This window comes from Thermanaeromonas sp. DSM 22490, assembly GCF_056378755.1.
This window is the reverse complement of record NZ_JBJHHE010000001.1, coordinates 147,374-160,271: the sequence shown is the minus strand read 5'-3', so window position 1 is coordinate 160,271 and position 12,898 is coordinate 147,374. Positions and strand designations below refer to the sequence as shown.

Annotated in this window: 15 protein-coding genes; 1 reads left to right on the top strand and 14 read right to left on the bottom strand. The window is 51.0% G+C overall.

Annotated features, from left to right (window positions below):
• Window positions 1-7: 7 nt before the first annotated feature.
• A complete protein-coding gene (locus AC1BI1_RS00785) occupies window positions 8-1,198 on the top strand; it encodes an MFS transporter (protein WP_476715356.1) in 1,191 nt (396 codons plus the stop codon).
• Here the strand turns inward: AC1BI1_RS00785 and AC1BI1_RS00780 are convergent.
• From AC1BI1_RS00780 to spoIIIAE, 14 genes are all read right to left on the bottom strand, one after another.
• A complete protein-coding gene (locus tag AC1BI1_RS00780; protein WP_476715355.1) occupies window positions 1,181-2,134 on the bottom strand; it encodes a Kae1-like domain-containing protein in 954 nt (317 codons plus the stop codon). The genes AC1BI1_RS00785 and AC1BI1_RS00780 overlap by 18 nt on opposite strands.
• On the bottom strand, window positions 2,115-2,573 hold the full coding sequence (gene nusB, locus AC1BI1_RS00775) for a transcription antitermination factor NusB (protein ID WP_476715354.1): 459 nt from the start codon (window positions 2,571-2,573) through the stop codon (window positions 2,115-2,117). Before nusB ends, AC1BI1_RS00780 begins: the two co-directional genes overlap by 20 nt.
• A 20-nt stretch (window positions 2,574-2,593) precedes the next feature.
• Window positions 2,594-2,815: a DUF2273 domain-containing protein gene (locus tag AC1BI1_RS00770; protein WP_476715353.1), complete on the bottom strand. Its 222-nt coding sequence runs from the start codon at window positions 2,813-2,815 to the stop codon at window positions 2,594-2,596.
• Window positions 2,816-2,830: 15 nt separating this feature from the next.
• The gene (gene amaP / locus AC1BI1_RS00765; protein WP_476715352.1) at window positions 2,831-3,373 is read right to left on the bottom strand and encodes an alkaline shock response membrane anchor protein AmaP; all 543 of its coding nucleotides are present in this window, start codon (window positions 3,371-3,373) and stop codon (window positions 2,831-2,833) included.
• A gap of 15 nt (window positions 3,374-3,388) precedes the next feature.
• Window positions 3,389-3,796, bottom strand: coding sequence for an Asp23/Gls24 family envelope stress response protein (locus tag AC1BI1_RS00760; RefSeq protein ID WP_476715351.1), 408 nt, complete (start codon window positions 3,794-3,796; stop codon window positions 3,389-3,391).
• Between the two features lie 73 nt (window positions 3,797-3,869).
• Complete coding sequence (gene accC / locus AC1BI1_RS00755; protein ID WP_476715350.1) at window positions 3,870-5,213, bottom strand: acetyl-CoA carboxylase biotin carboxylase subunit; 1,344 nt, start codon at window positions 5,211-5,213, stop codon at window positions 3,870-3,872.
• A gap of 7 nt (window positions 5,214-5,220) precedes the next feature.
• A complete protein-coding gene (accB, locus tag AC1BI1_RS00750) occupies window positions 5,221-7,059 on the bottom strand; it encodes an acetyl-CoA carboxylase biotin carboxyl carrier protein (RefSeq protein WP_476715349.1) in 1,839 nt (612 codons plus the stop codon).
• Between the two features lie 114 nt (window positions 7,060-7,173).
• Window positions 7,174-7,386 carry a hypothetical protein gene (locus AC1BI1_RS00745; RefSeq protein ID WP_476715348.1) on the bottom strand — a complete coding sequence of 71 codons (213 nt, stop codon included), beginning with the start codon at window positions 7,384-7,386 and terminating at the stop codon, window positions 7,174-7,176.
• Between the two features lie 16 nt (window positions 7,387-7,402).
• Complete coding sequence (locus AC1BI1_RS00740) at window positions 7,403-9,157, bottom strand: phosphoenolpyruvate carboxykinase (protein ID WP_476715347.1); 1,755 nt, start codon at window positions 9,155-9,157, stop codon at window positions 7,403-7,405.
• Between the two features lie 240 nt (window positions 9,158-9,397).
• Window positions 9,398-9,763, bottom strand: a complete 366-nt coding sequence (locus AC1BI1_RS00735; protein ID WP_476715346.1) for a Na-translocating system protein MpsC family protein — start codon at window positions 9,761-9,763, stop codon at window positions 9,398-9,400.
• A 52-nt stretch (window positions 9,764-9,815) separates the two neighbouring features.
• Entirely contained in the window at window positions 9,816-10,433 is a 618-nt protein-coding gene (locus tag AC1BI1_RS00730) for a SpoIIIAH-like family protein (RefSeq protein ID WP_476715345.1), read from the bottom strand.
• Between the two features lie 27 nt (window positions 10,434-10,460).
• Complete coding sequence (locus AC1BI1_RS00725; RefSeq protein WP_476715344.1) at window positions 10,461-11,072, bottom strand: hypothetical protein; 612 nt, start codon at window positions 11,070-11,072, stop codon at window positions 10,461-10,463.
• A gap of 5 nt (window positions 11,073-11,077) precedes the next feature.
• The gene (locus tag AC1BI1_RS00720; protein ID WP_476715343.1) at window positions 11,078-11,653 is read right to left on the bottom strand and encodes a stage III sporulation protein AF; all 576 of its coding nucleotides are present in this window, start codon (window positions 11,651-11,653) and stop codon (window positions 11,078-11,080) included.
• Between the two features lie 9 nt (window positions 11,654-11,662).
• Window positions 11,663-12,883 carry a stage III sporulation protein AE gene (gene spoIIIAE / locus AC1BI1_RS00715; protein ID WP_476715342.1) on the bottom strand — a complete coding sequence of 407 codons (1,221 nt, stop codon included), beginning with the start codon at window positions 12,881-12,883 and terminating at the stop codon, window positions 11,663-11,665.
• Window positions 12,884-12,898 lie beyond the last annotated feature (15 nt).

Below are 12,898 nucleotides of genomic sequence, written 5' to 3'. Positions count from 1 at the left end.
AGGCTATGTGGCCAAAACCAAGCATTATCTCTATCTCCTTAGCCTAGGCCATCTCATGACCGATGTCAACCAGGGTTTGCTACCAATTTTTTTACCTATATATAAAGACTACTTAGGCCTATCCTATACGGCTGCCAGCCTGGTAGCTCTCATTTCCAGCATCAGTTCCTCTGTAATTCAGCCCCTGTTTGGCTTCTGGTCTGATCGCAGGGCCCACCGCTGGTTAATTCCTGCGGGCTGTTTCCTGGCAACTATGGGCATGGCTTTGGCCGGTTGGGCTCCTAACTACCTCGCCTTTGTGGCCGCCGTGTTTTTAAGCGGTCTGGGGGTGGCCAGTTACCATCCGGAAGCTTCTAAAGCAGCCCACTATTTAAGCGGCCAGCACCAGGCCAGCTCTATGGCTATTTTTTCTGTAGGGGGTAATTTGGGTTTTGGCCTGGGGCCCTTGGCAGCCGGTTTGCTCCTGGCCCATGGCGGACTGAAGGCTTCACCTCTGTTGTTGATACCTGCAGGGTTACTGTCTCTGCTCCTTTGGCGCTCGCTGCCCTACCTTAGCCGAGCCGAAGCTGTGCACCAGGCCGGAAAAGCAAGTACCAGACCTCAAGACTTAAATAAAGCAACCGGCGCCAACAATTTAAAAGCCCTTTTACTTCTCCTGGTAGTGGTAATAATGCGCTCTTGGCTTCATGCAGGGCTAACTAATTACATACCCTTTTATTATATAAACTACTTACATGGTGATCCAACCTTCTCTAGTGCTTTGCTCACAGTTTTTCTCGTTGCCGGCGCGGTAGGCACTCTAGTAGGCGGCAAGATGGCCGATCGCTGGGGATGTAAAAATATCATTTTACTATCCATGGCTATAATGGTTCCTATCGTCCTGCTCTTCCCCCATATCAAAGGGCCCTGGCTATTCCTCCTTCTAGCCCTGGGAGGTTTTGTCCTCATCTCCACCTTTGCCCCGACCATTGTCCTGGCCCAAAACCTCATGCCCGCGCACATCGGTATGGCCTCTGGCTTAATGATGGGCTTCGCCATCGGGACGGGCGGATTGGGACTTTTCCTACTGGGAATAGTTGCCGACGCTTTAGGCGTGCCTGCAGCCATATCCCTCATGGCCCTCATACCCGCCGCGGGCTTCGCTCTAACCCTATTTTTACCTGAAGCACACCATGGAAAACTAAGCAGAGCCCTCTAAACCCAAGAGGGCTACCCCCACAGCATTGTCCGTGCTGTACTCTGGTGCGGCGAAATATAACCTGGCCCCCACGGCCCTGTGCTCCAGGCGATGGCGCAGCCGTTCCCTTAAAAAAAGATTGGCCGCTACTCCACCGACAATCAAAATGTCTCTCCGGCCTGTTTCTTCTACTAAGGGCCTTAAGACCTTTTCTAAAGTGTTGGCAATACACCTCTCCACTGCCCGGGCTACGGCTGCCGGGGGTGCTCCCCGCCGGACCAGCCTTTCTGCGTGTGCAGCTGGTCCCGAAAAGCTAAAATTATATCCTTGCACAGCCGAAGGCAGGGTAATTTCCTCGTCATCCCTATCGGCCTCACGGGCCAGGCGCTCCAGGTGTGGACCGGCCGGAAAGGGCAGGCCCAGCATCACCCCTACCCGGTCGACCAGCTGGCCGGCATGAAGATCGGTGGTGCCGCCAACCAGTTTAACGATAAAACCCCCTTTTTCCGGTGTCACCAATAAAACTTCCGAAGTGCCACCTGAAAGGTGTACGGCAATGAAAGGGTGCCGCGCAACCAAATTAGCTGACCACAAACCCGCTCGCAGATGGCCTTCCTGATGGGTAGTGGACCAAAAAGGTACCCCCAAACCGGCAGCCAGAATTCGTCCCTGGCCGGAAGAAACCACAAAGACGGGCATATAGGACCCGGCCACCGGCCGCGGTTTAATGGATGCGGCCACGATTTTGATTTCTTGGGGAGGAACAACTTTAAAGGCTTTTTCCAAAATCTCGGGCAGATTGTTTATATGCTGAAACACCGCCATGGACTGCTGCAGGCCACACTCTCCCTCGGGAACTCGCAGCAGTTGGCGGTGGTCAAAAAGCACCTTTTGTTTTTCATCCACTAGGGCCACAGAAGTGGTGTAACAGCTGGTATCAATGCCCAGAACAGCCACCTGAACTATCCTCCAGTTTCCCCTTGACCTTCCCTGCCTCCACGTCTCGCCGGATACTGTCCAAAACGCCATTGATAAAGGGCCCAGCCTCTTCCCCACTGAAGGCTTTGGCCAATTCGATTGCCTCGTTGATGGTCACTGAAGGCGGGATTTCTTCTCGTAAGTAAAACAATTCATACAGGCCCAGGCGTAAGATATTGCGGTCTACAGCAGGCATCCGGTCTACCTGCCAGCCAATGGCGTATTGTTCAAGCAGTTTATCCAGTTCCCGGCGGTTGTGCAAAACCCCAGAGACCAATTCCCGCGCAAAGGATACATCGGGAGGAAGCAGTTCGTTCTCTTCTAAAACATGTTGAAGGGCTATTTCTTCGGGAGTACGACCCACATCCACAGCAAACAAGGCTTGCAGGGCTGCCATTCTCGCCTTCCTTCTACTCACTTAAGCCTGCTCTCCCCTCTCTACCAGCGCCTGCCAAATAGACGTTCCCACAAGTCTCCTATACTCTGACGATCGTCAATCCGACGGCCAACAAAGTAGCCCAGAGCTACGCAAAAGGCTATAAAAAGAGCTTTGCCCAGACCCAGGACAGCCACTGTTAGGCCAAAAAGCAAGCCCAAACCTATCCCGCATATTTTGCCGCGGTGTTCACGCCACATTTTTAGAACCCTATCCCAATCCAATCTGGCTTCACCCCGCTATTCTACCCGCCTCACGCTGTCCTGGAAAATACCATTGATTAAGATGCGCACTTCTACGCTCTCTAAACCTGTGGTCCCGGTTATGTAGTTGCGCACCGTTTCCTGGAGAGTTTGGGCTAGAGCTGGCAAATTTTGCTCTGGGGTAACACTAACCTCCAGTAAGATAGCTACACCCTCCGGCAAGATTTTGACCCGGGGCTTCACTTCCCGAATCCCTTTAACCTGGCGCGACGCCCGTATCACCAGATTTTCCAGAGCACTCAAGGTAATAGTTACTTCCCCAGCATCTCCACGAAGGAGCAAGGCCTGCTCTATGTTCCTGGACGGTACACGTATACTGGCTAAAAAGAACCGTAAGGAGAGCAAGAACAACACCGCCGCCACAATACCGCCCGCCAGGCGGTAATCCAGGTTCGTCAGGGTAAACTCATACAAATCAAGGAGTATAGTCCAACCGGCGCTAGTGGCTACCAAAGCCAGGCTCAAGGCACCCATTAACAATGAATAAAGGGCGAGAATCGCCCGTTCCCAAGGCTGCACCTCTCCAAGCCCTCCCTAGCGTACCCGGCTTGGCTCTTCTTCAGCCGCCTTCTCCTGCGGGAAGGCCACTCCCTGCACGTGCACGTTGACTTCTACTACCTTTAAACCAGTCATGCTCTCAATAGACCTTTTAACCCTTTCCTGTATTTTCATAGCCACGTCGGGTATCCTTATACCATACTCAACTATTACAAAAAGATCTACTGCGGCCTCCTTTTCCCCTACCTCTACTTTAACTCCCTTGGAAAGGTTTTTCCGGCCGAGCATCTCAGCGATTCCACCAGCAATGCCCCCGCTCATCCCGGCCACGCCTTCCACTTCTGTTGCTGCCAGCCCCGCGATGATGGCCACTACCTCATCGGCTATCCTGATAGATCCTAATTCGGTCGCTACCTCGGGGGTTACCATAGCTTTTGTTTCCATATCTCTTACACCTCGCCTTTCCCTATTTTCTACATTATACCAAAGGCCGTTGCTCACTACAACGGCCCTTTACCTACTCTGATAGCCGACGTTGAATGAAATTCGTATATACTTCACCCCGCCGGAAAAAGGCATTATCCATGATTTTTAAGTGGAAGGGGATAGTAGTAGTTACCCCCTCTATTGCCATCTCCTGCAAAGCCCCGCGCATACGAGCTATAGCCTCAGCCCGGGTAGGCGCCCAGGCGATTACCTTGGCAATGAGGGAATCATAAAAAGGCGGTATCTCATACCCGGCATAGAGAGCGCTGTCTACTCGGATGCCGAATCCGCCAGGCGCATGATAACGCTCCACCCGGCCGGGAGTAGGGCGAAAATTATGAGCAGGATCTTCGGCATTGATGCGGCATTCCAGGGCATGGCCCCGGATTTGAATATCTTCCTGCCGGTAGGATAACTTCTCGCCGGCAGCAATAAGGATCTGCTCTCTTACAAGGTCGATGCCTGTAACCTCTTCCGTAACCGGGTGCTCCACCTGGATGCGAGTATTCATTTCGATAAAATAATATCTTCCGTATTTATCCAGAAGAAATTCCACCGTCCCGGCGCTAAAGTAACCTGCGGCCTCCGCTGCTTTTATGGCTACCTTACCCATCTCCTGGCGTAACTCAGGGGTTAGCCCGGTCGAGGGGGCTTCTTCTAGAACCTTTTGGTGCCGACGTTGTAGAGAACAATCCCTCTCCCCTAAGTGTATGAGATGCCCGTGGGTATCACCTAAGATTTGAAATTCAATGTGGCGAGGTTCCTCAATGTACTTTTCCAGGTAAACTTGAGCGTTACCGAAGGCAGCCTCAGCCTCTTGCTGAGCTGTCTGGACTGCCTGGCGCAACTCCGCCGGATTCTGGGCCACCCGCATCCCCCGGCCGCCACCACCTGCTGCAGCCTTTACCAGCACCGGGTAACCTATTTCCTTGGCCACAGCCAGGGCTTGGTCCACATCCTTGACCACGCCTTCCGAACCCGGTACCACCGGTACACCAGCCGCGATCATGGTCGCTCTGGCAACTGCCTTATCCCCCATAAGCTGGATAGAGCGCGGCGAAGGACCTATAAAGGTAAACCCAGAGGTGGCACACATTTCGGCAAAGTAAGCGTTCTCGGCCAAGAAGCCATAGCCGGGATGGATAGCATCCACCCCTGTAACCTGGGCAGCAGCTATAATATTGGGGATGTTGAGGTAACTGCGCCCGGCCGAGGGGGGTCCGATACAGATGGCTTCATCCGCCAGTTTCACGTGCAGGGAGTTTCTATCGGCTTCAGAAAATACCGCCACTGTTTTGATCTCCAGCTCCCGGCAAGCGCGGATAATTCGCACCGCTATTTCTCCGCGGTTAGCAATGAGGATTTTCCTGAACACGGACTGACTACTCCTTTGCTAAACGGAAGAGAATCTGGCCGTATTCTACCGGCTGGCCGTTTTCCACCAGAATCTCCACCACCCGCCCCGGCACATCCGCCGTTATCTCATTCATCAATTTCATAGCTTCAATAATACACAGGGTCTGCCCCGGCTTAACCCGGGTACCGACCTCCACGAAGGGCGGAGCGTCAGGAGCCGGCGCGCGGTAAAAGGTACCCACCATAGGCGCTCGTATCTCTATGAGTTCGCCAGCAGGCGGCGCCTCCTCCTTGGCCGGCGCAGAAGTCGCTTCCTTTTGAGCAGGAGAGGAAACCTCTAGCACCGGCTGAAGGCCAGCACCTCCCCTCTTAATGTTAATTTTAACTCCCTCACTCTCCAGGCTGAGTTCAGTTACTCCTGTCTCTTCCAGGGCCTTAATAAGCTGGGTGATATCCTTCAGGTCCACCCTGCCTTTCACCTCCTTATGGGCAGTAGCCTCTTGGGGAGCCGGACGGCGCCCGGGGTTGAGTTTCCCTGCCCGCCTGTTTTCTAAAAACTTGCGGGCCACCTGCGGGAAAAGGGCATAAGAGATTACATCTTCTTCGCTTTCCGCCAGATCCCCTATTTCCCGGCGGGCCTGTTCCAGGCGGGGCTCCAGGTAATCAGCCGGACGGCCCGTAATGGGTTCTTCGTCCCCTATAATCTTCCGCTTTATATCTTCGCTAATGGGGGCCGGTGGCTGGCCATAGTAACCTCTTACATAATTTTTAACCTCTTCCGGTACTACCTTATACCTTTCCCCCAATAAAACATTTAAAACCGCCTGAATACCGACAATCTGGCTGGTAGGCGTAACCAGGGGAGGATAACCCAGCTCGGCGCGTACCCGCGGGATTTCCTCCAGCACTTCATTAATGCGGTGGGCTGCCTTCTGCTCCTTGAGCTGGTTGACCAAGTTGGATATCATGCCCCCGGGTACCTGGTGCTCGAAAACCCACATATCAGTGAGCCGGGTCACACCCCGCTCATAACCCAATTCCCGCCGCAAGTCATCAAAGTATCTGGCTATATCGAAGAGTAAGTGGAGATCTAGACCCGTATCCCAGGGAGTTCCGGCTAAAGCCCGCACTATGGTCTCCACCGGTGGCTGAGAAGCACCGAAGGCTAAAGGAGTGGAAGCCGTGTCCACCACATCTACTCCGGCCTGCACCGCTTCCAGGTAAGCGCCCAGAGCCAAACCCCCAATATAATGGCTGTGCAACTGGACCGGCACGCTCAAGTTTTCCTTGAAAAGCTTTACCAGTTCATAGGCCGTAAAGGGCGCCAGCAAGCCAGCCATATCTTTAATACAAATAGAATCTACCCCCATGCTTTCCAGCTCACGGGCCACCTGCAGATAATGCTCGGTGGTATGCACAGGGCTGATGGTATATACCACCGTCCCCTGTACATGGGCGCCTTCCTTTTTGGCTACCATAATAGGTACTTCCATATTGCGCAAGTCATTTAAAGCGTCAAAAATGCGGATAATATCGATCCCGTTGGCCACCGCTCTGCCGATAAAGGCGGTTACCACGTCATCGGGATAATGTTGGTAGCCCACCAGCGATTGCCCCCGGAGGAGCATCTGCAGAGGAGTGCGTTTAACATATTTTTTGATAGTGCGCAAGCGCACCCAGGGGTCTTCATCCAGGTAGCGCAGGCAGACATCAAAGGTAGCGCCGCCCCATACCTCCAACGAGTGGTAGCCCACACTGTCCAGCTTTTCTAATATGGGCAACATATCTTGCAGGGTCATCCGAGTAGCCCATAAGCTCTGATGCCCGTCGCGGAGGGTAGTATCCGTAATCTTGACAGCCGCCAACTCGGCTTTACCCCCTTGTTACAGCCATATTTCTTTGGGAGTGCACCTTGCCCTATTATATAGAACTTTAGCTTTAAGAAGCAATATCTTCGGAAGATGTATACATTATATCTGCTAATCCACCATATCTTCACCGGTCATTTCTAGATACATCCGTTTTTGGAACCGAGCGTCTAACAAGTCTTCCTCCACAGCCTTCTTTGTAAGGGTAAAGGCGGCCACTGCCTCCAATTCCTCGTAGGAAACTTCTTGGAACAACCAAAACAATTTTTCCAGCCTGTCCTTTTCCAAAAAGGCCTTTACTTCTAATTGAAGCTTGTTGACCATAACGTTTTTAAACACCTCACTTATTATAAGTGATAAAATCAAATAGCGCCTTGGCAGCCGCTTCTGGTCCTTTAAGCTCGTAGCCTCGTAAACCCAATTGAGTTCTTAACTGTCCTACTTTTACTCCGGTAGCCAACATCTGAGCCAGATATTTACGGGCCAAGGCATCATGTTGTTCGCGTTTTTGGGGTGCTCCAAAGGGGTTGGCAAAATAAGTATGGGTTAACCCCTCTTCGTCTGTGGTACCTTTAGACAATCGGGCTCCTTCGCTAAAAATCTCTAAAGCGCTCTCTACATCGGTAAATAAATCAATATAGGGGTGATTAGAATCTACTGGTTCATAGTTATTGGCATAGAGAAAAAGATCTACCGGGTAACCTGCTATAACATCCTGGTACTTTGTTATGGGAATCACCAGACGAGCGTTCTTCTTATGAGGGTTCATGAAAATACTCCGGTCTATTTCTTCATAGGCAAAACCCGGGGCTAAATCATCCAAGCGCACAAAAGCCCCGATCTCTGTTCCTATAGCTACTACCTTCCCCTGCTTATCCAGGCGTAGGGAGCCCATATCGTCAAAAATTATAGTTAACTTGCGCATATAAACGTCGGCCAAAACGCGGAAGGCTTCCAGGGTTTCCGATTTTCCTGCACCGCTATCACCAACCAATACCACATTGGCGCTCTCCCCAGTGCGAAGTACAATTCTGGCCATAGCTCCATGAACAGGTAAATACCCGCGGTCAATGGCAATAATATTGTGGAGAGTGAGGGCCATCTTTTTAAAATACCCGAAATAGTCTACATCGTCGCTTCGCCCGATAAAACCTACTACTATACCTGCTCCCTTATCTTCAAAATAACATGTTTGACGCTTACCCAATGTCTCGGGGTCAATACCAAAAATTAATATACCTTCAGGCCGACGTTCATAAATTTCCATGGGAGCAGCCAATTCAAATAAATTAGCCAGGCTGGCTCCCAGGGGCAAATAGCGCTTGTGAAAATAAATAAAAATCAACAAGTCACCGACTTTGGCAGGATAGCAAATCCAATCCTTAACGTTAAATTGGGCTCGTAATAAGGGATTTTCCGTTACGGGGATAAACATCCCTTTCCGGTAATTGCGCTTAGGATAATACACCAGAGGAGGTTCGATCACTGCCAGGCGTATAAAGGGTATCTCCTGCAAAGGGGCATATTCTTCCCCGGGCACATTCCAGGGAATTTTTTCAGCCAAAATACCTACCCCTGCCCCACACGGAAGTTGCCGGTAAACCCGGGGAAGTTTATCCATAAGATTAGCACAGATTTGCCGATAAGTTTCCAGCACAAGATTCTTAAATCTCTCATTAAGTTTAATGAACTTGTGATGATCACTAGCTGTTTCTCCCATGTGGTGTTGCCCGTCATCGATAATTAAGAAGCGGGCATGTTTTCGCCAGAAGTTATATAACCCCTCGATGAAATCATAAAGGAGCGAGGGATAAGCTAGGGCCTTGGTATAAGCAGGCTGTCGTTTAATAATTTCATCCGGCCGGTAATCGGTAAGCATTAATAATAACTCTGTAAAGGCTTCGAGGTCGTATTCACCGCTGGAGGAACGAAAAGATTGCAGGGCTTCCAGCTCGGGGGCTTTGCGCTCCTCCAATTGCTGCAAAAACTCCGTTAAAATACCCCAGAAAGCTCTGCTTTTCAACATATCGGCTGCTGTTTCACAAGGACTGGGTCCCAATATTATGACGCTGTTTTCCCGGATTTCATCTGCCAACTTTTTACCCTCCTCACACGTGTGTTTAAAATAAAAAAGACCAACAGATGTACTTTCCCTGTACACCTGTTGGTCTACTATCCGGCAGTTCTTCTTGCCCTTAGACCAACCGCCGGCCAGCGGACCCCTTTAGGATGTTGAACCCTTCCCTTGCCTCCCCCGAAAGGTGGCCAGAGAATAGTCCCCCATCCATAAAGGTATTATAAACTACATAATACGAGCGCACAATAGGATGATCAATTACTTGGGCAATTTAGCTTCTAAATCATCATCTAAAGTAAAGACTATAATCCTCTCCCCGGTAATGGTACTTATATCTGTATGCAAGCTGACAACGTTTTGTCCCGTGTATTCTTTAATCATCTTTTCCAATACCGGACGTGAATTCTCCAAAAGCTGAGTTCTTATTTTTTTGATCAATATTTTTCCTTCCTGGGTCTGGGCCAAATGTTGTTCTGCTGGAGTTAATACTCCTTTGAGGCGAACATAGATCTGGTCTTGCAAAATAAAAGTCTTAACTTCTTGAGGCCCTCTGCCTAAATATTCTTTTTCGAATTTCATTAGTGCTTTACTAACCTCATCCTCCAGCTGGCCTTTCCTCACCATTAAGCTCTCTCCCCGGATATGTCCACAACCGTCTATTATTATAACATATGAACTACTTTTGGGGTATAATACTGATCTGCTCCCTGGGGCGGCCGGTCGAACGGGAAACCAGGTCACCAATTTTATTAGCATCCTCTTCGGCAAACTTATCCGCCATAACAATAACATTTACCGCATTGGGTTGGATAAAGACGGCTGCTTCCTTGTATCCCTTAGCCACAATCAGCTTTTCCAACTGGAGCTCCAGATCCATTTGTTTAGTCAGTTCCACCAGCCGCTTCTGGGCCTCCTGCTTACCTTCACCGCCGGCATTGGGATTGTCGAGGATTTGCTTTAGGAGCTCTATCTGCTGGCTGCGCCGGCGATCGCGTTCCAGCCGGTACTCCACAAAAAAGGCTGTACCTCCCTGACCGGCCTTATTACTGGCCTCTTTCATAATATCTTCGGCCTTTATTTCCACCCTTGAGGATTGGGGGGCAGGAGCTGTTACCTTGGTTAAATCCTTGGTGCTCTCCTGCTTGGCCGTTTGCCTGGCCGGCCCTTCAACAGGTGTCTCCAGATCGCTTTGACGCATTCCCTGTTGTTCGCCCTGCACCAGATAAGCTAAAACTCCAAAGGTTAACACCAGCGCTATCAAAACGCGCATTTTATCGTTGATTTTTATTTTCATTATTGATTTCACTCTCCTTACCGGGTTTTATTTGGAATGGCGCATGGGCAAAACCTGTACTTGATGGGGAGCGAGGGCCCACAGGGTCTGAACGGCTTCCGTGAGCCGGGCCCGGATCAGAGGATCATTTCCTCCCTCGGCGACCACCACCACTCCCTGAATCTGAGGTTTAGATTCCCGTACCACCACCGGTTCTTCCCCCTGGAGGGTGCTGGTACGGGCCAGCACCAGCTGCCCGTCCTCGTTGGTTTCGGTGGTCACTCTGGTACCGCCGCTCTTATCCTTTTCTTCGGTATTGCGCTTAGTAGCCCTGGTATTGGTGGCGTATTCCTTAATGGGCGTAGCAGCTAAAGAAACGCTTACCTTTACCCGCCCGGCTCCCTCTACTTGCTCCAGGATAGCCTCCAGTTCGCTCTCCAAAGCCCGGGCCGTGGTGAAGAGCTCGCTAGCCTGGACATTTTCCTTGGCAGCTGTCTCCTGGACGGGGGGACGCGCCCCTGATTTCCTGTTACCGGGCTCCGCTATATTACTTATGCTTAATACCAGGGTGCCCAGTACCAGAACACCCACCCCCAACCACAAATACCACGGGGGTTTCCCCGGTAATCTTAAGCCTTTAAAAAGGTTTTCTTTGCCCATTTCCATCACCTCCCCTTTACTACTATCACTCCAGGATCCAAACCATAAAAGAAAGCCAAAGTCTGTTTAATTCTGGCTGCTATCTCCTGGTCTTTCCCGGCTCCGGCAGGTTTCTCGGGTATGAGAATTTCTGGCGGCTGGGGCTCTTCTTCCGCCAACTCCACGGTCACCACCACGCCCAGGATTTTCCCTATCTGAGATTTGCCCTGCTCCACCTCTACCTCTACTTCGGCCGTTTTCACACCCGGTATTAGGGAGATCAGAGCGCGCATCTGGCTGGCCACCCTTTTGCGAAAGATTTCCAGAGCCGCCTCCTCGCTGGCCGTTGCCCAGGTCTGGGCCGGGCCGACAGAGCTCTCCCTTAGACTGTTAGGGCGCAGATCCCAGGCCATAACATCTAAGACCTCGCCCCGGCTAAAGCTTTCTGCCAGTGGGGACAGAATAGCTACTAGAATAAAAAGGCCGAGCACCAGACGGACATATCTACTCATGGCTCGCTGGGGCAACATCATCTCTAAAAGCCCTGCCAGAATAGCAATTAATGCTACCTGCCGCACTATTTCTCCTATTATCTTGAGCAACCACCTCACCTACCCTCGAAGGGCCACTACCAGATTGCCTAAAGCCACCAACACGCCTATGGCCAGGTAAAACATTATAGTTACGGCTATAAGACAGGCGAAGACCAGTAGCAGACCGCCTCCCATCCCTTCTAAAGCGTCAGACAACTGGTTTTCCCCGAAGGGCTGCACTAAAGCTGCAGCCAGTCTGTATATAAGGGCCAGGGAAACAATTTTAATCATAGGAAAGGCAGCGAGGAAAAAGATAATAACAACGCCTACTAAGCCCACCGCACTTTTTAAGAGTAAAGTAGTACCGGCCACCGTACTTACAGCATCGGAAAGAATTTTCCCTACCACCGGCACAAAAGCTGAGGTGGCAAATTCGGCGGCCCTTAAACCCAGACCATCGGCTACCGACCCGGCAATACCGTAAACCGAAAGCACTCCTGTAAAGAGGGTAAGCATAAGCCCCAATAAGGCCAAAGAAAACTGGCGCAAAAGCCCTGCCAGCCTGCCTATTTGAAAACGGTCGGAAATCTGGCTAACTACTCCTAAAATGGCTCCGCAATAAATTAGAGGGAAAACAGTGGTACGGGTTAACGTTTTAGCAATGGTTAGGCTATAAATGAGCACCGGATGCAACAAAGTGGAACTGGTTAAGCCCCCGCTGGCCGCAAGTAAACTCACCAGCATAGGCAAAAGGGACTGAAAAAAACTTACCATACGGTCAATGGCCTGGCTGGCTGTCTCCAGAGCCAGGGTAAAGGAGGTCAGCGCCAGTCCGGCTAAAGCCAAAAATACGATACCATGGGCTACCTTGCCGGCCGTACCCTCGCCCAGTGAAGCCTGCAAATTTTGCAATACCGCAGCCGCTACCGCCAGGATTACCAGCTGGCTCAAAAGCTTTGTGCCGGCCCAGAGTTCACGAAAAAGATAACGCCCCAGCCCTTGTAAAATCTCTCCCGGCTCCACCGGCAAACGTCCTTCGCGCAAGTTTTGCCACATCTCGCGCCAGCTTAAAGGGGGCATATAAGCGCCCACTTCTTGTTCTAACTCCCTTAAGTACCTGTCCAGGCTTTCTATATTTAGCCTTCGTATCTGTTCATCTAAGTGCCTGTCCAGTACCGAAACAACCTCGCGCTCTTCTCCCCTTAGCAGGGGGATAGCTTCCTGGGCCCACGTTAAAAGGGGGTTGACCAAAAGGAGTATGGCCAAGAGGATTAAAGTAGATAAAACCCTGTCTTTCACCTTTTCACCTCCTCT